The sequence below is a fragment of the Pseudomonas sp. TSO6 genome (assembly GCF_056098905.1).
This window is the reverse complement of record NZ_JBLZWV010000024.1, coordinates 79852-96954: the sequence shown is the minus strand read 5'-3', so window position 1 is coordinate 96954 and position 17103 is coordinate 79852. Positions and strand designations below refer to the sequence as shown.

Sequence of the window (17103 nt, the reverse complement as noted above, 5' to 3'; positions counted from 1 at the left end):
TCATCCCGCCTGGATCAACGCCGCCATGTGCACCGTGTTGCGCCCGGCGGCCTTGGCCTGGTACAGCGCAGCATCCGCTTGGGCCAGCAGGTTGGCGGTGCTGTCTTCGGGGCCCGGCACACCACACCACAAGCCGACGCTGAAGCGCAGTTCGATCTGGTCACCGGCAAAGCGCGCCGGGCTGCGCGCAATGGCCTCGCGCAGCCCTTGCAGCGCAGCCATCGCGCCACTGCGGTCAGTGCCCGGCAGCAAAAGCAAGAATTCCTCACCGCCATAACGGCCCAGGCTGTCACCCTGGCGCAGCCGCTGCTGCAACTGGCGCACGCAATGGCACAGCACCTCGTCGCCGGCCAGGTGCCCATACAGGTCGTTGATGCGCTTGAAATGGTCGATGTCGATCATTGCCACGGCCAGGCTGGCCTGTTGCTGGCGAGCATGGTCCAGCGCCACGGCAAACCGTTCCAGTATCGCCCTGCGGTTGAATGTGCCGGTCAGCACATCGTGCAGGGCCAGGTGCTGCAAACGGGACTCGCTGCGCTCCTTGGCCATCAGCACCAGCCCGATCGAATACATCATCACCGTCGCCGTGCCGATTGCCACGGAAATGCTCTGCTTCAGGTTGCTGGTGTCGTAACGCATTTCCACCGCCGTGCCATTGGCCACCGCCACCACACGCATGCCCAGGCCGACCAGGCTGATCAACGCACCGATCTGCAGCAGCAGGTGGGCCCTGCCCGGCCGCTCGGCATGGCGCCACGCCCAGTAAAGGATCAGCGAGCACTGCAGCATCAATACCAGCGTCGCCAGCAGCATGCGCGGCTCCAGCGTATCGAGCAGCAGCATCAGCCCCACCAGCATGCAGCCGGGGATGACGAAAATGACACGCCAGGGCACCACCTGCTCACGCACCCGGAACAGGCTTGCGGTGTAGAACGCCAGGGCCAGCGACAGCAAGCTGTTGCCCAGGCCGTAGCTGACCCACAGCGGGGCCTGGGCATAGACGGTGTAGCAGACATAAGCCAGCGCATGCACCAACAGCCCGCAACCTGTGAGCAGCAGGTTGTCACGGCGGTTGCTGCGCCCGACCAGCAACAGGCAGAAGGCCAGAATGGTTGCGACCAGTGCAACGGCGGCGAACAACGTGGGGGTATGGGCGATCATCGTGATTCACCGAGTGGCAGATTGCCGTCTTGGCTGCGGCTTGCCCCACAGTTTAGAGGGGCATTGCCCGCGCGACCATGACCGAATGGGACAGAACAACAGCCTGCAAGCACGCCGCTCATCACCGCAGCGACAATTTTTTGCCCGCCCGGGAAACCAAATGGATCATTCCCAGTCTCAGGAAGTGTCCCGTAAACCATTGCGGATCAAGGACCTATATCGTGATGACCCGCCTTGCAAGCCTTTCGCTGATTGCTGCATTCCTGCTGACCGCAGGCTGCCACAGCCATCGCTACCATGACGACGACGATGGCTGGCGTGACCGCGACCGTGGCCACCGCCACCACCATCGGCATGACCGCGATGACGATGACAATCGTCAGTACCGCGGTGACCGCGACTACCGCTGAAGCGTCTTTGCCCCCCTGACCTGCCGCCCGTTGCGCGGCAACTTAACCTGATGATTCCTTTGAGGTTCGTATCATGCGTCTGACTCTGCCTTCCCTTGCCCTCGGCCTGCTGCTGTGCCAAGGCGCTTTCGCCGGTGACGGTACTGCCGCCATTGGCGGCGGCCTGGGTGGTGTCCTGGGTAACGTTGTCGGTCAACAACTCGGCGGCAAGACCGGCGCGGCCATCGGTGCCGGCGTGGGCGGCGCAGCCGGCAGTGCGGTAGGTGCACGCAAGGGCAACCGTACCGAAGCCGCCATCGGCGGTGGCCTGGGCTCGGCTGGCGGCTCGCTGCTGGGCGGCGCAGTGGGCGGCAAGACCGGCTCCACCGTCGGTGCTGGCCTGGGCGGCGCAGCCGGTGGCGCCCTCGGCAACCACTTGGGTGACGACAACCGCGGCAGCAAGAAGCACCGCCGTCACCGTCACTGATTACCTGACTCAGGGGCTGCTGCGCAGCCCATCGCCGGCAAGCCAGCTCCCACCTCGACCGCATTGGGCCGCAAGGCATGTGCAATCCTTTGGAAGCCTGGCTTGCCGGCGATGGGCCGCATCGCGGCCCTTTTTGTTGCAGCACATCAACACCCCCTTCATCACAAGCTGGCACACTGGCTGCTACTGTCTATCGTGCCCCGTGTGAAGGAACACCCCCTCCCCATGAACCAAGATCTGCTCTGGGTCCTCGGCCTGCTGGCCATCGTCGTCGCGTTGTTCATCATCAATCGCCCACGCATGGACGTGGTCGCGCTGATGGTGATTCTGGCCCTGCCGCTGCTCGGCATCCTCACCGTGGAGCAGGCCTTGGCCGGCTTCAGCGACCCCAACGTGGTACTGATCGCCGCCCTGTTCGTGATCGGCGAAGGCCTGGTGCGCACCGGTATTGCCTACCGTATTGGCGAATGGATGAGCGAGCGGGCCGGCAATAGCGAGACACGCCTGCTGGTGCTGCTGATGGTGGCCGTGGCCGGGCTGGGGTCGATGATGAGTTCCACCGGCGTGGTGGCCATTTTCATCCCGGTGGTGCTAAGCATTGCCGCGCGCCTGCAGCTGTCGCCCAGCCGCCTGATGATGCCTCTGGCGTTTGCCGGGCTGATCAGCGGCATGCTCAGCCTCGTGGCCACGCCGCCCAACGTGGTGGTGCACAGCGAGCTGGTGCGCAATGGCGAAGCGGGCTTCAGCTTCTTCAGCTTTACCCCGTTCGGCCTGGTGGTGCTGGTTCTGGGCATCGGCTACATGCTGCTGACCCGCCACTGGCTGAACGGCGAAGTACGCAAGGACGGCCGCGTGGAAACCCGCCGCACACTGCTGGACCTGGTGCTGGACTACAAGCTCAACGGCCGTGAACGGCGCCTGCGCATACGCCCTGATTCACCGCTGATCGGCCATACCCTCGGCGAGCTGGAGTTGCGCACCCGGCACGGCGCCAACGTGATCGGCATCGAGCGCCAGCACAAGTTCACCACACGGGTGATCGGCGCCGACTCCAACACCGTACTGCACCAGGGCGACGTGCTGCTGCTTGACCTGTTCGCCAACCGCGACGATCTGCGCAGCCTGTGCCAGACCATGCAACTGGAGCCCCTGCACTTCAAGGCAGCCTACTTCATCGATCAGTCCCAGGAGCTGGGCATGGCCGAGGTCTCGCTGCCGCCAGGCTCGCAGTTGATCGGCAAGAGCATTCTCGAACTGGCCTTTCGCACCCGCTTCGGCCTCAACGTGGTCGGCCTGCGCCGCGAACAGGCCGCTATCGAAGAGCAACTGGTGGAAGAAAAGCTCCGCCTTGGCGATACCTTGCTGGTGGTCGGCCCGTGGAAGGCCGTGCGCCAGTTGCAAAGCCAGCCCAAGGACTTTCTGGTACTGAGCCTGCCCGCCGAGATCGACCAGGTCGCGCCAGCCCGCACCCGCGCGCCACAGGCGTTACTTAGCCTGGCGGTGATGGTCGGGCTGATGGTGAGCGGTGCCGTGCCCAATGTCATCGCGGCCTTGATCGGTTGCCTGCTGATGGGCGCCGGCCGCTGCATCGACATGAACAGCGCCTATAGGGCCATTCATTGGCAAAGCCTGGTGCTGATCGTCGGCATGCTGCCGTTCGCCCAGGCACTGCAAAAAACCGGTGGTATCGACCTGGCGGTGGGCGGGCTGGTCAGCGTGCTGGGTGGCGCCGGCCCCAGTGCCATTCTCGCCTGCCTGTTCGCCGTCACGGCGGTGATTGGCCTGTTCATTTCCAACACGGCCACTGCGGTATTGATGGCGCCGGTAGCTGTCAGTACCGCCGCGCAACTGGGCATGTCACCCTACCCGTTTGCCATGACCGTGGCCCTGGCCGCATCGGCGGCATTCATGACGCCGGTGTCATCGCCGGTCAACACACTGGTGCTGGGGCCGGGGCAATACCGCTTCGCCGACTTCGTCAAAATCGGCGTGCCGTTCACCGTGCTGGTGATGGTGGTCACCGTCGTGATGGTGCCGTGGTTCTTCGGGTTGTAAAGGAAAGCAACAAGGATTAGAGGCAATTTGACATTATCTCGGCCGATCGCGGCAGATTGACATCAACTGGCCTGACGAAACACACTGCGGGTTATTGCCCCAGGTGCTTCAAGGCGTTGTCCTGGATTTCGTTTCCGCTTGCCGGTCGAGTTCATGGTTTTTCCAGCCCAATCGCGCTTGTTGCCTTATGTCGTTCTGCTTTGTCTGACCTTTGCCCTCACCCTGGGCGGCATCCTGGCACGCCCGATCGAATCGCTGTCGCTGTTCTGGCCAGTGAACGCTGTGGTGGCCGGCGTACTGTTGCGCTACCCCCGCCAGGCCACCCTGACCGGCTTCAGCCTGGTGTGGCTGGCCATGGTCGGCGCCGACCTGTTGTGTGGCAGTGCCTGGGGGCCGGCCCTATGGTTCAACCTGTGCAATCTTGCTGTGGTAGTAACCCTCTGGCAGCTGCTGTCGCGCTTGCCACGGCTGCACCGGCGCATGCGCACCCCGCACGGCGTACTCAGCGTGTTCGCCGCCTGTGCCGCCGCCGCCATGGTGGCGGCCAGCATGGCAGCGGTCATGGCTGCACCCTGGTTCGAGCAATCCTTGCGCGCCACCTGGCTGGCCTGGTTCAGCGAACAGTTCTCGACCAGCGTGCTGGTGCTGCCGGTGCTGCTCACCGCGCCCTCGGTACGGGCCCTGGTGCGCGGAGGCGCCCAGGCCATCCGCATGGCGCCGCTGCTGGTGCTGCTGGTCTCGCTGGCGGTCAGCATTGTCTTTGGCGGCCCCGGTGCCATCGCCTTCCCGATTGCCGCCTTGCTGTGGTGTGCCTGGACCTACTCGCCATTCATGGTTTCGCTGCTGACACTCACCGCCGGCAGCACCTTGATTGTGGCGGTGGCGCAAAACCTCATGCACTTCAGCGTGCCGCAAAGCGAGCCCGGGGTGACCACGCTGATGTCGGCCCGCATGGGCATTGCAATGCTGGTGCTCGGCCCGCTGGTGGTGGCCTGCGTCAGCCAGGCGAACCGCAGCCTGATGGCCCGCCTGGCGCACCAGGCCACCATCGACCACCTGACCGGCGTGCTCACCCGCAGTGCTTTCACCCGCCGCGCCAACGCGCTGCTGGACAGCCGCCAGCAGCATGCCCAGGCACTGCCACTGACCCTGATGATGCTGGACATCGACCACTTCAAGTCGATCAACGATGCCCATGGCCACGGGGTCGGTGACCAGGTGCTGCGCCAGTTCGCCAGCACCCTGCAAGACCAGTTGCACAACGATGAACTGCTCGCGCGCCTGGGCGGCGAGGAGTTTGTCGTCATCCTCCCGGGCCTTGCGCCAGAACGCGCCAAGTTCACCGCCGAACGCCTGCGCCGCGCGGTACAGGACCTGCACGTGGTGCAGGCCGACCAGCGCCTGCAGATTACCGTGAGTATCGGCCTGGCCGGCTGCGACGCCAATATCCCGGCCCCCAGCCTGGACGCGTTGCTGGCAAGCGCCGATCAGGCGCTGTACCGGGCCAAGGCCCATGGCCGCAACCGTGTGGAGCAGGCCGAAGCGCAGCGCCAGGTGGTGTGACTCAACCGGCCAGCAAGTCCCAGGACAGCTTGGCGATCAGCACGCACAGCAGTATCAGGAACAGCCCGCGCACAAAGCCTGCGCCCTTGCGTACTGCCAGCCAGGTGCCGGTAAGGGCCCCGAGCACGTTGCACGCCGCCATGGGCAGGGCGATGGCATACAGCACGTTGCCCGAGGGCACGAAGAACACCAGCGCCGCCAGGTTGGTGGCAATGTTCACCACCTTGGCCGAGGCCGAGGCGTGCAGGAAGTCCAAGGCGAAGAAGCGGATGAACAGGAAGATCAGGAAGCTGCCGGTGCCCGGGCCGAACAGGCCATCGTAAAAACCGATCGCGCCACCGATCAGCACCGCCAGGCACTGCTCCTTGCGGCCGATCTTCGCGGGTTTGTGCAGCGTGCCGAAGTCTTTCTTGCAGAAGGTGTAGATGGCCATCAGCACGATCATCACCAGCACTGCCGGGCGCATCACACTGGGCGGCACCAGTGATACCGTGGCCGCGCCTGCGAACGACATGACAAAGGCGCTGAGCGCTGCCGGCACGATCAGCCCCCAGTCCAGCGTCACCTTGCGAATGAACGAGCGCGCCGCGAAGGCCGTACCACATACAGACGCCAGCTTGTTGGTGCCGAGCAACGCCGCTGGTTGCGCGGTGGGCAGCACGTTGAACAAGGCCGGGATCTGGATCAGCCCGCCGCCCCCCACTGCGGCGTCGATCAGCCCGGCGGCAAAGGCGAACACAGAAAGCACAGCAACATCCATCATGACGCGGTTCCAGGCAGAGAAGACCCCAGCAAGGCTAATCAAAGTGCTGCGCTTGTGTTGAAATGCCATATTGCAAAAACTGCAACAAGGAGCAGGCAATGGCATTGGACATGTTGCGGGAAATCCAGGCGTTCGTCAGCGTGGCACACAAGCGCAGCTTCGTGGCCGCCGCCCGCGCGCTGGGGCGCTCACCCAGCGCGGTAACCCGTGCGGTGCAAACCCTTGAAGACAACGCCGGAAGCAAGCTGCTAAACCGCAACGCCAACGCCGTCACTCTCACCGAAGCCGGTGAGCGCCTGCTGCCCCATGCCGAACGCTTGCTGGATGTGCAACGTGATGCGGCCGACGAGTTGGCCGCGCTCAGTGGCAGTGCCGAGGGCTGGATACGCTTTGCCGTGCCGCAACTGCTGGGTGAGCATGTGCTGCCACAGGTGCTCGCCGAGTTCTCCCGCTGCCACCCCAAAGTCACCCTGGACGTAAGGTACTGCGACGAAACCCTCGACCCGCTGCAAGGCAAGTTCGATTTCGTGGTGCGTGGGGCCTTTCCGCAATCAAGCGAGCTGATCGGCTACCCGCTGTGGGCCTACCAGCGCCACCTGTATGCCAGCCCGGCGTACCTGGCCTTGGCCGGCACACCACAGCATCCTGAAGAGCTCGAAGGGCATGCGCTGATCCTGCACACCGCCCCGCGCATTCTCAAGGCCTGGCATTTTTGCCGCGATCACCAGATTACCAGCCTGCGCCCCAGGCCCAGGCTACGCCTGGACTCCGGTGACGCGGTGTACCACAGCACCCTGGCCGGGGCAGGCATCGCCCGCCTGGCTGCCTGGGTTGGCGAAGCGCAGGTCAAGGCCGGGCGGCTAGTCCGGGTGTGCCCGCAATACCGCCTGACCTCCAGCAACGGCCAGGACCCGCAAATGCATGCCGTGTACCCTGCCGGTGAGTTGCCAGCGCGGGTACGCGACCTGCTAGCGGCATTGCGCCGCGCCGGCCTCGCCTGCTGAAACAGCCCCCTGAAATGACTGTTCAATTTCTGCTCAATTTAACAGAGCCCGCCGCGGGCCTGGCTTACAGCACTTTATCCACAGACCTACCCACGTTTTTTGTGGACAGATTTCCCAACGCAAAGAACGACTTATCGCACAACCAGCAACGCGGTGTTTGCCAGCTTGACCAGCTCGATCCACTCCGCCGTGCTGATCACTCCGGCCTGTTCCAGCACCAGGGCATCGCGCAATGCCTGGTCATATCCCTGCTCATCAAGTGCGCCTTCGGCAAGAAAACGGCTACGCCACTCCAGCATGGCTGAAGTGCCTTTCTTGTATTCCATTGATGTATCGACTCCACGGCAAAAAGACCGGCCCGAATGAGCGGCGGCGGGAGACTACACGAGGCTTTTGCACTTGAGAATGACTTGCAGCTACCGCTGGTCCAGCAGTGCAAGCAGGGGGAATACTGGCCAATTGGTCAGGCATTGGGCCCGTCAGTTGAAATAGACGGGCCGCGCAGGAAAAAAGCAGTTGAAGTCAGCTTGGCGGAATGGTGCCAAGAATACCAATCAGAATGGTCAGTAGCAGAAAACCACCCAGGAACAGCGCCAGCTTGCCCATTGGAACCTCTACAGTTGTGATGCGGGGATGGACATATTGTCGAGCCTGGGCTGATACGGTTACAGATTCAGGTTTGTGGAAAAAAAGCGGATCAGATGCGGCGCAGATACATTATTGCTACATGAGGTTTCAAGACGGGTTACAGGTTCCGGCCGTAACCACGCAGGGTGGCCTGCCCTTCAAAAGGCGACTGAACGCAGCTGACACGGGAAGTCGAGCTCGATTGAGAGCACATGAATTGAAACGTAGTTTGTAGGACTTTTTACTGTGCGCTGTGGGAAGAATCGCGGTAGGGGCACAAACCTGTATGAAACATCAGTTTCTCCAGTTAATTCGAGCTGCTACGGTCCCTTTTCCTACAACGGCACGGAAGCCTACAGCTCGAGAAAAGCATGGACCCGTTCAACACTTCGGCCCTGAAGTTACAGAAAAAATTGCTGGACCTGCGCCTTGAATGCGACCGCCTGAGAAGTGAGGGCAAGGACATGGAAGCGGACCGCCTCGCCGGGTCGATCGCGCGGATTGAGGCGGCTATCAGGCAGTTACCGGATAACCTCAAGCCCGTGACCCTGCAGTGACCGCCACTACTCCCGCACGGCAAGCCCCAGACCTGTAGGAGCGGCCTTGTGTCGCGACAGGGCTGCGTAGCAGCCCCGGCAATTTATGCATTTTCGCTGAAACCCTGGGGCTGCTGCGACACAAGGCCGCCCATACACAAAGCGCGCAGCACAGGCCATCCGCTTTAGAACAGCTTGACCGTGTAACTGAGGATCAAGCGGTTCTCATCGATGTCGGTGCGGTAGTTGGAGCGCGCCATCACGTTGCGCACGCGCACCCCAAGCCCGGCCAGCGGCCCGCTTTGCACCACGTAGGCCAGGTCCAGGTCACGCTCGCGGTCACGCCCTTCAAAGCCCAGCCCGGTGTCCACGTCGCGCCCTTTCACATAGCGCAGGGTCGACGTCAGGCCCGGAAGCCCCAAGGCGACAAAGTTGTAGTCATGCCGCACCTGCCACGAGCGTTCGCCCGGCGCCGAGAACTCATAGGTCGGCAGCGTATTACCCATCGGGTTGGTGTTTGCACCTACCTGGATGAAGCCATCATCGCCGCCGATCTGCTGGTAGCCCACGTAAAAGGTATGCCCGCCGGTCTTGGCCGAAAACAGGCTGAACAGCGCATGGTTGTTATAGTCACCGGCAATCTTGCGCCCGTCCTCGCGGGCATCGAAGTAGCCGGCATTGACCCCCAGGGTCCAGTCCCCCAGCGGCTCGGCGTGCTTGAAGCTGTAGAAGCGCTGCTGGTAGATATCCTCCAGTTGCGCCTGCCACACACCGACGCTGGTACGGTTGTCGTTGAAGGCATAGTCGGCGCCAACGTAGTTGAAGCGGTCACTGGTAAAGCGCGCCAGCCGCGCCGGGTTGATCGGGTCGTTGACCAGCGCGTACATTTTCTGGCTGTTGGACGAGTCGCGCAGGCTAGTAGAGCGGAACTGGCCGGCATTCAGGGTCAACCCGGCAAACTCGCGCGACTCCAACATCGCGCCCTGGTAGGTAGGCGGCAGCAGGCGCAGATCGCTGAACAACAGCACAGGCAGGTTGGGCATCAACTCACCCACCTTCAATTCGGTTTGCGAGACCTTGAACTTGATCGCCGCACCCAGGCGGCTGTATTCGTCCGCCGACTTGCCGCTGTCCAGGCTGGGCAGCAACCCGGACCGGGCATGCTGCGGGCTGCTGTCGAGCTTGAACCCAAGCAGGCCGGTCACATCCACGCCGACGCCGAGCGTCCCCTGGGTGTAGCCAGAGCTTGCGTTCAGGATAAAACCCTGCGCCCATTCCTGGGTACGCGACTGGGTGCTCGCGCCCTTGATATCGGCATAATCGCGGCTGAAGAAGTAGTTGCGCGCCTGCAGCGTGGCGCGGGCACCTTCGATGAAACCGACCTCTTCTGCCGAGGCCTCGGCGCACAACGCGGCGGCAATACACCCGCCGGCCAGGCACGCAGACGAAGAAAAACGCGGTGCAGTGGAACCTTGCATGGAGCTACTCCTGGATTCGGGCAACAGCAACCCGACGCGGCGGCCGTGTATGGCCGCCAACGTGCGGGTTGCATCGAGAGAGGGTCGGCAGGCGGGCACCCGGCCCGCCTGCCCTGCCGTTGCTTGAAGCGCTGGGCCGCTAGCGGTTGACCAGCTTCGCCGGCAAGGCAATGACCAGGAAGCAGCTGAGGATCAGGCAGCCGGCAAACACCCACAGTGCGGCGTGCGAGGTACCGGTGAGGTCGGTGACCAGGCCCATCAGTGAGTTGCTCACCAGGCCTGCGATGTTGGCCACCGAGCACGCCAGGGCAAAGCCGGTGGCGGCCGCAGTGCCTTTGAGGAAGGTGGCCGGCAGGCTGAAGAACACCGGCACCGCGCCGATGATCGCTGCCGAGGCAATGGCGAACAGCGCCACGGTCATCACCAGGTTCTGGCTGAACAACGTGCTGCTGGCCATGGCGATTGCACCAATGATGAACGGCACGATGATGTGCCAGCGGCGCTCACGGTGGCGGTCGGAGCTGGCCCCGATCATCAACATGCCGGCCAGTGCGGCCAGGCTCGGAATGGCCGTCAGCAGACCGATGTGGAAGGTATCGCTGACGCCAGCATCGCGGATGAAGGTCGGCATCCAGAAGCCCATGGCATAGGCGCTGAGCAAAATCGAAAAGTCGATGCCCCCGAGCATCCACACCTTCAGGTTGAAAAAGCCGTCGCGGAAGCTGTGCTTGCTGTCCTTGCCCTCGGCATCGTCAGCCGCCAGGTCCGCTGCCAGCTGCGCCTTGTCGTCAGCCGACAGCCACTTGGCCTGCTGGAAATGGTTAGGCAATGCCCAGAACGTGAGGATGCCCAGCAACACACTGGGGATCGCCTCCAGCAAAAACAGCCACTGCCAGCCGTGCAGACCATGCACCTGGTCGAAATGCCCCATGATCCAGCCAGAAATCGGCCCGCCGATCACGCTCGACAAGGGCAGCCCGATCATGAACAAGGCAATGATGCGCCCGCGCCGATAGGTGGGGTACCACATGGTCAGGTAGTACAACACGCCCGGCAGGAAGCCGGCCTCGGCAGCCCCCAGCAGAAAACGCAGGACATAGAACTGGGTGGTGGTGGAAACGAACATGGTGCAGGCCGACAGCAGGCCCCAGGTGATCATGATGCGTGCGATCCACAGCTTGGCGCCAACGCGCTGCAGGATCAGGTTGCTCGGCACTTCGAAAATGATATAGCCGACAAAGAACAGCCCGGCACCCAGGCCATAGGCCGCTGTGCTGAACTGCAGGTCTTCGAGCATCTGCAGCTTGGCGAAGCCGACATTGATGCGGTCCAGATAAGCTGCAAGGTAGCAGAAGCACAGGAAGGGGATGAGCCTCCAGGTGATCTTGCTGTACAGCGCTTTAGTGCCATGGTCGATGTCACTGTGGACCGTGGTTGCATTCGCAATTGGCATTTCCTGTCTCCTGGCGGGCGACTTTGTGGTTGTTTTAAGGCCAGCAGTGTTCGACGCGCCGGGCACCCCGCGCACTATACGCGGCGTGCCTGGGCAGCGCCTGAAGACCCCGAGTGCTCCTGCGGGGCGACCACCCGGACAGCAGGCGGTCATGGACGGGCTTCCCGCACCGGTCCTTGATTGTTATTGGTAACGGCTACCCGGCATTCAGCCGGCCAGGCGCCTGAGTTGCTGCATCGCCTCCTGGCGGCTGACGACATCGCCATACTTGCTGTCGATGTCGAACAGGTTGGCTTCGTGCGGGTCGTTGTGGCGATCACCGACACACTCGCGCACCACGATGGTTCGAAACCCGTGCTGCATGGCATCCACCGCACTGGCGCGAATGCAGCCGCTGGTAGAGCAGCCAGCCAGTACCACGGTATCCACGCCTTGAGCATGCAGCAGCGGGGCCAGGCTGGTGGCGAAGAAGGCACTGGCGTACTGCTTGCTCAGCACCACCTCCCCTGCCTGTGGCGCAACGGCCTCGCAGAACGCCGCCAGCGGGTTGCCTTCGACCATGTCCTTCATCACCGGCGCTTTGCGCACCCACACGCCGCCGTCAGCAAAATGCGGCGGCTGGTAGCGGATGTTGGTATGCACCACCAGGGTACCGCAGTCGCGGGCCAGCGCCAGCAGGCCGGCAGCCTGCTCGACCGCCGCGACCACGCCCGGGGCGTACAGCGGTGCGCCGGGGGTGGTGTAGCCCTGCATGAAGTCGATCATCAACAGGGCTGATTTGCGGCCAAAGCCGATGCGCTGGCCCCACACGCCCTGGTAGTTGTCACGTGCGCTTTGTGCGTCGCTCATGTCCTTCCCCCAAATTCAGTAGGCGCCCGACAGCAGGGCACCGCCGCCCGGCACGACCGGCTCCAGGTCCAGCGCCTTGAGCATGGCGTAGGTAGTGGCGATAGCAGCAGTGACCACCGGCTTGCCGGTTTGCGCCTCGACCTTGGCCACTGCCGGCAGCGATTGCATCTGCACGCATGCCGAGAGCACCACCACATCGACGCCCTCAAGGTCCATGCCGGCGACGATGCCTGGCAAGTTGGCAGGGTCGTGGCGCGCCACGGCGAGGTTGTCGGGGATTTCCAGCGCGCGCCAGTCCTGCACCTCGAAGCCCTCCTCGCGGATGTAGTTCACCACCAGCTCGGTCAATGGCTTCATGTACGGCGCGACGATGGCAATGCGCTTGGCCTTCATCACATGCAAGGCCTCGACCAACGCCCCGGCGCTGGTGATTACCGGTGCCAGCGCGTCGTTGTCGGCGGTGGCCTGCTGCAAGCGCTTTTCCGATTGCCGGTGATAGCCCAGGCCCATGGCCATGATCGCCACCAGGCAGGCGTAACCCAGCACATCTACCTTGGCGTCGGACAGCTCCATTGCGCAGCGGTCGGACTCGGCGTCCATGGCGGCCAGCTCTTCCTTTTTTACCTGCTTCATGCGCATGCGGCTGGAATGGAAGGTGAAGCGCTCGGGGCGGATCGCCTGGCGCGCGTTGAGCATCGCCGGGATTTCGGTTTCCATCGTGGTGTTCGAGCTCGGCACGATCTGGCCGATGCGGTATAGCTTGGTCATGTCTCGTGCTCCGTCAGACAAGGGGTTGGTCGAGGAAGTCGCCAAACGCGGCGAAGAAGCCGTCCAGGTCATCCCATGGGATCATGTGGCCGGCGTTGTCGACATGCGCTACCTGGATATCCGGCTTGAGTTCGCGTATTTCAGCGATGTCACGGGGCTCGATCACCCCACCTCGCCCGGCCACCATCAGCAATGCCGGCTGGCGCACTGCGGGCAGGTACTGGTGGATATCCACGTTGTGAAAATCATCAAACGCCCGCACGATCGCCGGCTCGTAACAGGTGTGCAGCCATTCGGCTCGCAGCGCCAGCTGCTCGTCGCTCCAGGTGGCGCAGAATGCGCGCATGTCGTCGCCGCTCATGCCCACCGTGGCCTGGCGGATCGAATCCACATACCACGGCAGCTTGCTCGAGTAGGCACGGCGGCCTGGGCCGGACACCGGTGGGTCGACCAGCACCAGCCGCTGCAGCCCCGGCGCTCCCTGGGCAGCCGCGCGAATGGCAAAGCGCGCACCCATCGAGTGCCCGACCAGGTGGTAGCGGTGCAGGCCCAGCGCTGCGGCAAAGGCCGGAATGTCCGCTGCACAGGCATCGGTACCGTAGTCCAGTTCGGGGCCGCTTGAAGACAAGCCGCGCCCGCGCACATCCAGCACGTAGGTGTCGAAGTACAACCCGAGGCGCTCGGCGACGAAGCCCCAGGTGATCGCCGGGCTGGTGATGCCGGGCACCAGGATCAGCGCATGGCCCTTGCCGCCATAGCGCAGGTAATGTTGGCGGATGCCATTGGCGCAGACGTTGCCGCCGGCGACGAACGTGCTCATGCCGCCTCCCCGCTTTTCAGCGCCTGGCCGTACAGGTCATAGCCGTAGACCCAGGCCGGGTCCTCCTGGCTGTAGAGGAAGGTGTTGGCGTTCGATACCGCCTGCACCCGGGATGCCCGCTCCTTGCGATTGGCCTCGTACAGCGCGAACGCGGTGCGATGGTCGGACAGCCCGGTTTCTTGCAGGCAGCGGGTCAGCATGGCTGCATCCTCGATGGCCATGCACGCGCCCTGGGCCATGTGTGGCTTCATCGGGTGGCAGGCATCACCCAGCAGCACCAGGCGGCCGCGGCTCCACAGCGGCAGCGGGTTGCGGTTGCGCAACGGCCATTTGGTGATCGACTCGGTGGCGTCGATCAGCTTCTGCACGGTGGGGTGGTAGCCCTCGAAGGCAGCGCGCATTTCCTCCTGGCTGCTGTCGACGTAGGCACCCTGGAAGTCCCAGGCCGCATGGGGTACGCCGGTGACGAAGTAGTACTCGTCGCGCTTGCCGGTGGTGTAGTAGACCATCATGTGGCGGTCTTCGGACCACCACTTGACGCAGGGCTCGAACACATCGGCATGCTGCGCCAGGTTTACCCCACGGATCAGCGCACGGTGGGCGACCCAACCGCTGTAGATCGGCGCTTCAGCGCCCAGCAGTTCTTCGCGAATCCTGGAGTGGATGCCGTCGGCGCCGATGACGATGTCGGCGACGGTGTGGGTGCCGTCGGCGAAGTCCAGGCGCACCTGGTCGCCTTCGTCGACGATCTTTTGCAGGCGCTTGCCGAAGTGCACGGTACCCGGCTTGATCGCCTCGATCTGCAGGGCGTGCAGGTCGCCACGGTGAATGGTGATGTAGGCCGCGCCGTACTCGCGGCGGGCAAACTCGCCCAGCGGGATGCGTGCCAGGTAGTCACCGCTATTGCCATCGCGGCTGAACCAGAAGTCCGGGTGCGAGCCCATCAGTTCCAGCTTCTGCTCCAGCCCCATGCGGCGGAAGATCTTCATCACGTTAGGGCCGATATGGATGCCCGCCCCCAGGCGGGTAAACTCCGGCGCCTGCTCGAACACCTCGACATCGAACCCGGCCTGCTGCAGCAACGTGGCGGCGGCCGCCCCACCCAGACCCGCACCGACGATTGCGATTTTCTGCCTACCACGCATGGGTATCTCCTCTTGTTCTGATATGTGGCCAGCGGTTTGACCACCTGACGATTTAGAGCGTATACGCTGTAAATGAACTTTGGATAGAGGCCCGGCAAAATATTTTTCAAACACCTGATCGAAAACCAATACAGGCCACCTTTTACCGCAAACATGGGTGATTTGTGTGAATAGGTAACGTTTGATAGATAACTTGCGCTCGCCGTCCGGATGCGCTTTCATCTGCAAAAGTATGGTGTACACACTATTATTTTGCACCGAGATGAAGCGCCAGGCACTGCCATGGTGCACCCCCTGTCAACGCCACCCAGGAGAACACCGATGCCGGTGAGCAATGCACAACTGACCCAGATGTTCGAGCATGTACTGAAGCTGTCCCGCGTGGACGAGACGCAGAGCGTGGCCGTACTCAAGAGCCACTACTCCGACCCGCGCACGGTCAACGCCGCGATGGAGGCCGCGCAGCGCCTGAAGGCGAAGGTGTATGCGGTAGAGCTGCCAGCGTTCAACCACCCGACCTCCATGGGTAACGACATGACTGCCTACTGCGGCGACACCGCACTGACCGGCAACCTGGCGGCGCAGCGGGCGCTGGAAGCAGCCGACCTGGTCGTCGATACCATGATGCTGCTGCACTCGCCCGAGCAGGAGCAGATCCTCAAGACCGGCACGCGCATCCTGCTGGCCGTGGAGCCACCTGAAGTGCTGGCGCGCATGCTGCCGAGCGAAGACGACAAACGCCGGGTGCTGGCCGCCGAAACCTTGCTGAAACAGGCGCGCAGCATGCATGTGCGGTCCAAGGCCGGCAGCGACTTCCACGCCCCGCTCGGCCAGTACCCGGCCGTGACCGAGTACGGCTATGCCGACGAACCGGGGCGCTGGGACCACTGGCCCAGCGGTTTCCTGTTCACCTGGCCCAACGAGGACAGTGCCGAGGGCACGCTGGTGCTGGACGTGGGCGACATCATCCTGCCGTTCAAGAACTACTGCCGCGAGCGCATCACCCTGGAGATTGAAAAAGGCTTTATCACCGGCATCCACGGCGGCTTCGAGGCCGAGTACCTGCGCGACTACATGAAGTACTTCAACGACCCCGAGGTGTACGGCATCTCACACATCGGCTGGGGCCTGCAGCCGCGCGCGCAGTGGACGGCCATGGGCTTGCACGACCGCAACGACGGCATGTGCATGGACGCCCGCGCGTTCTACGGCAACTTCCTGTTCTCCACCGGCCCGAACACCGAGGTCGGCGGCAAGCGCAAGACCCCCTGCCACCTGGACATCCCGCTGCGCAACTGCGATATCTACCTGGATGACAAGGCCGTGGTGCTGGCCGGCGACGTGGTCGCACCAGAGGAATCGCGGGCGCGATAGTGGTTATACTGGCCGGGCGCTCCGCTATTGGCGGCCGGCCAGCACCTTTCCACCCAGCCCAAGCCATCCCATGCCAAAGAAAACCACCCCCAGCAGCGCCCCGCTCGACACCACCCCCTATGACGTCACCGAACAGGTCGGCCACCTGCTGCGCAAGGCTTACCAACGGCACACGGCGATCTTCCAGCAGCAGGCCTGCGACCCGCAGCTTACCTCGATCCAGTTCGTTACCCTGTGTGCCCTGCGCGACCACGGCCCCAGCTCCCAGGCCGAACTGATCAAGGCCACTGCGGTGGACCAGGCAACCATCCGCGGCATCGTCGAGCGCCTGAAAACGCGCGAGCTGGTGCAGCTGTCACCAGACCCGGGCGACCGGCGCAAGGTCATTGTCGAACTCACCGACAGCGGCGCGGCATTGCTCGACGCAATGATCCCCTGCGCCCGGCAGATCAGCGAATTGAGCATGGGCAGCCTGAATGCCGGCGAACGCGTGGCCATTTTGTACCTGCTGCGCAAGATGATCGACAGCGACGAAAACCCCGGCTGACAAGCTGAGGCGCCCGGCAAACCATCTCTGGCCTGCTTCTTGCTCGCTCATTTCATGTAGTGAGTACTTACCGAAACTCTCGCG

The 17103-nt window shown here is 63.3% G+C and carries 17 protein-coding genes; 8 read left to right on the top strand and 9 right to left on the bottom strand.

Features of this window, described 5'->3' with window-relative positions:
* A complete protein-coding gene (locus ACN6NG_RS08745; RefSeq protein WP_353456202.1) occupies positions 1-1161 on the bottom strand; it encodes a GGDEF domain-containing protein in 1161 nt (386 codons plus the stop codon).
* 224 nt (positions 1162-1385) lie between these two features.
* Between ACN6NG_RS08745 and ACN6NG_RS08740 the strand changes: the two genes are divergently transcribed.
* From ACN6NG_RS08740 to ACN6NG_RS08725, 4 genes are all read left to right on the top strand, one after another.
* On the top strand, positions 1386-1571 hold the full coding sequence (locus ACN6NG_RS08740; RefSeq protein WP_063422710.1) for a hypothetical protein: 186 nt from the start codon (positions 1386-1388) through the stop codon (positions 1569-1571).
* Between the two features lie 73 nt (positions 1572-1644).
* Entirely contained in the window at positions 1645-2037 is a 393-nt protein-coding gene (locus tag ACN6NG_RS08735) for a glycine zipper domain-containing protein (protein WP_016498896.1), read from the top strand.
* 225 nt (positions 2038-2262) lie between these two features.
* The gene (locus ACN6NG_RS08730; protein WP_063422709.1) at positions 2263-4092 is read left to right on the top strand and encodes an SLC13 family permease; all 1830 of its coding nucleotides are present in this window, start codon (positions 2263-2265) and stop codon (positions 4090-4092) included.
* A 138-nt stretch (positions 4093-4230) separates the two neighbouring features.
* Positions 4231-5655, top strand: a complete 1425-nt coding sequence (locus tag ACN6NG_RS08725; protein ID WP_474313520.1) for a GGDEF domain-containing protein — start codon at positions 4231-4233, stop codon at positions 5653-5655.
* A 1-nt stretch (position 5656) separates the two neighbouring features.
* Here the strand turns inward: ACN6NG_RS08725 and ACN6NG_RS08720 are convergent, their stop codons facing one another.
* On the bottom strand, positions 5657-6418 hold the full coding sequence (locus ACN6NG_RS08720; RefSeq protein ID WP_016498893.1) for a sulfite exporter TauE/SafE family protein: 762 nt from the start codon (positions 6416-6418) through the stop codon (positions 5657-5659).
* A 98-nt stretch (positions 6419-6516) separates the two neighbouring features.
* Between ACN6NG_RS08720 and ACN6NG_RS08715 the strand changes: the two genes are divergently transcribed.
* Entirely contained in the window at positions 6517-7422 is a 906-nt protein-coding gene (locus ACN6NG_RS08715) for a LysR family transcriptional regulator (protein WP_063422707.1), read from the top strand.
* 131 nt (positions 7423-7553) lie between these two features.
* On the opposite strand, the gene ACN6NG_RS08710 is transcribed toward ACN6NG_RS08715, so the two are convergent.
* A complete protein-coding gene (locus tag ACN6NG_RS08710) occupies positions 7554-7748 on the bottom strand; it encodes a hypothetical protein (RefSeq protein ID WP_197898253.1) in 195 nt (64 codons plus the stop codon).
* Between the two features lie 672 nt (positions 7749-8420).
* On the opposite strand from ACN6NG_RS08710, the gene ACN6NG_RS08705 reads away from it, so the two are divergent.
* Positions 8421-8606 carry a hypothetical protein gene (locus ACN6NG_RS08705; protein WP_016498890.1) on the top strand — a complete coding sequence of 62 codons (186 nt, stop codon included), beginning with the start codon at positions 8421-8423 and terminating at the stop codon, positions 8604-8606.
* A gap of 164 nt (positions 8607-8770) precedes the next feature.
* Here the strand turns inward: ACN6NG_RS08705 and ACN6NG_RS08700 are convergent, their stop codons facing one another.
* From ACN6NG_RS08700 to nicC, 6 genes are all read right to left on the bottom strand, one after another.
* Positions 8771-10063, bottom strand: coding sequence for an OprD family porin (locus tag ACN6NG_RS08700; protein WP_474313518.1), 1293 nt, complete (start codon positions 10061-10063; stop codon positions 8771-8773).
* Between the two features lie 139 nt (positions 10064-10202).
* Positions 10203-11516 carry an MFS transporter gene (locus ACN6NG_RS08695; RefSeq protein ID WP_016498888.1) on the bottom strand — a complete coding sequence of 438 codons (1314 nt, stop codon included), beginning with the start codon at positions 11514-11516 and terminating at the stop codon, positions 10203-10205.
* A gap of 207 nt (positions 11517-11723) precedes the next feature.
* Positions 11724-12365, bottom strand: a complete 642-nt coding sequence (locus ACN6NG_RS08690) for an N-carbamoylsarcosine amidohydrolase (RefSeq protein ID WP_474313517.1) — start codon at positions 12363-12365, stop codon at positions 11724-11726.
* Positions 12366-12380: 15 nt separating this feature from the next.
* Entirely contained in the window at positions 12381-13133 is a 753-nt protein-coding gene (locus tag ACN6NG_RS08685; protein ID WP_474313514.1) for a maleate cis-trans isomerase family protein, read from the bottom strand.
* 13 nt (positions 13134-13146) lie between these two features.
* Positions 13147-13953, bottom strand: a complete 807-nt coding sequence (gene nicD, locus ACN6NG_RS08680) for an N-formylmaleamate deformylase (RefSeq protein ID WP_474313513.1) — start codon at positions 13951-13953, stop codon at positions 13147-13149.
* Complete coding sequence (gene nicC / locus ACN6NG_RS08675; protein ID WP_049274752.1) at positions 13950-15098, bottom strand: 6-hydroxynicotinate 3-monooxygenase; 1149 nt, start codon at positions 15096-15098, stop codon at positions 13950-13952. The genes nicD and nicC overlap by 4 nt, the downstream gene beginning before the upstream one ends.
* A 321-nt stretch (positions 15099-15419) precedes the next feature.
* Between nicC and ACN6NG_RS08670 the strand changes: the two genes are divergently transcribed.
* On the top strand, positions 15420-16472 hold the full coding sequence (locus tag ACN6NG_RS08670; protein ID WP_474313511.1) for a 2,5-dihydroxypyridine 5,6-dioxygenase: 1053 nt from the start codon (positions 15420-15422) through the stop codon (positions 16470-16472).
* 70 nt (positions 16473-16542) lie between these two features.
* On the top strand, positions 16543-17019 hold the full coding sequence (locus ACN6NG_RS08665; protein WP_258653233.1) for a MarR family winged helix-turn-helix transcriptional regulator: 477 nt from the start codon (positions 16543-16545) through the stop codon (positions 17017-17019).
* Positions 17020-17103: the final 84 nt, after the last annotated feature.

What these genes read in the sequence shown, in the direction of transcription:
- ACN6NG_RS08740 (WP_063422710.1), top strand. Translation starts at nt 1,386, where the DNA reads ATGACCCGCCTTGCAAGCCTTTCGCTGATTGCTGCATTCCTGCTGACC.
- nicC (WP_049274752.1), bottom strand. Translation starts at nt 15,098, where the DNA reads ATGCGTGGTAGGCAGAAAATCGCAATCGTCGGTGCGGGTCTGGGTGGG.
- ACN6NG_RS08665 (WP_258653233.1), top strand. Translation starts at nt 16,543, where the DNA reads ATGCCAAAGAAAACCACCCCCAGCAGCGCCCCGCTCGACACCACCCCC.
- ACN6NG_RS08705 (WP_016498890.1), top strand. Translation starts at nt 8,421, where the DNA reads ATGGACCCGTTCAACACTTCGGCCCTGAAGTTACAGAAAAAATTGCTG.
- ACN6NG_RS08670 (WP_474313511.1), top strand. Translation starts at nt 15,420, where the DNA reads ATGCCGGTGAGCAATGCACAACTGACCCAGATGTTCGAGCATGTACTG.
- ACN6NG_RS08720 (WP_016498893.1), bottom strand. Translation starts at nt 6,418, where the DNA reads ATGATGGATGTTGCTGTGCTTTCTGTGTTCGCCTTTGCCGCCGGGCTG.
- ACN6NG_RS08685 (WP_474313514.1), bottom strand. Translation starts at nt 13,133, where the DNA reads ATGACCAAGCTATACCGCATCGGCCAGATCGTGCCGAGCTCGAACACC.
- ACN6NG_RS08695 (WP_016498888.1), bottom strand. Translation starts at nt 11,516, where the DNA reads ATGCCAATTGCGAATGCAACCACGGTCCACAGTGACATCGACCATGGC.
- ACN6NG_RS08710 (WP_197898253.1), bottom strand. Translation starts at nt 7,748, where the DNA reads ATGGAATACAAGAAAGGCACTTCAGCCATGCTGGAGTGGCGTAGCCGT.
- ACN6NG_RS08745 (WP_353456202.1), bottom strand. Translation starts at nt 1,161, where the DNA reads ATGATCGCCCATACCCCCACGTTGTTCGCCGCCGTTGCACTGGTCGCA.
- ACN6NG_RS08715 (WP_063422707.1), top strand. Translation starts at nt 6,517, where the DNA reads ATGGCATTGGACATGTTGCGGGAAATCCAGGCGTTCGTCAGCGTGGCA.
- ACN6NG_RS08700 (WP_474313518.1), bottom strand. Translation starts at nt 10,063, where the DNA reads ATGCAAGGTTCCACTGCACCGCGTTTTTCTTCGTCTGCGTGCCTGGCC.
- ACN6NG_RS08690 (WP_474313517.1), bottom strand. Translation starts at nt 12,365, where the DNA reads ATGAGCGACGCACAAAGCGCACGTGACAACTACCAGGGCGTGTGGGGC.
- ACN6NG_RS08730 (WP_063422709.1), top strand. Translation starts at nt 2,263, where the DNA reads ATGAACCAAGATCTGCTCTGGGTCCTCGGCCTGCTGGCCATCGTCGTC.
- nicD (WP_474313513.1), bottom strand. Translation starts at nt 13,953, where the DNA reads ATGAGCACGTTCGTCGCCGGCGGCAACGTCTGCGCCAATGGCATCCGC.
- ACN6NG_RS08735 (WP_016498896.1), top strand. Translation starts at nt 1,645, where the DNA reads ATGCGTCTGACTCTGCCTTCCCTTGCCCTCGGCCTGCTGCTGTGCCAA.